A 297-nucleotide genomic window follows, 5' to 3' on the forward strand; every position below is an offset into this window, starting at 1 on the left:
CGGTTGCCGTCACCTTGATGCCTGAGGTGCCTGTTGCCGTCGGCGTACCGCTGAAGGTCTGCGTCGCGGCGTTGAAGCTCAGCCAGGTGGGAAGAACCGAGCCGTCGGCAGAGGTTGCCGTGTAGGTGAGCGTTTCGCCGCTGTCGACATCGGTGAAAGTGCCGGCCGGTAACGCGAACGAGAAGGCGGTGTTGACGGTGGCATTCTGGGTGGCGGTCTGGACCGCCAGAACAGGCGCGTCGTCGGCGCCGTGGATGGTGATCGTCAACGCGGCCGTGGCGGTGGCGCCGGCGGCAT

1 protein-coding gene is annotated in these 297 nt (G+C 66.7%); it reads right to left on the reverse strand.

Annotated features, from left to right (window positions below; all coding sequences use genetic code 11):
- On the reverse strand, positions 1-297 hold a 297-nt coding region (locus IB248_RS31155), incomplete at both ends, for a putative Ig domain-containing protein (RefSeq protein WP_192242261.1).

The organism is Rhizobium sp. RHZ01 (assembly GCF_014851595.1).
Lineage (GTDB): Bacteria > Pseudomonadota > Alphaproteobacteria > Rhizobiales > Rhizobiaceae > Rhizobium > Rhizobium altiplani.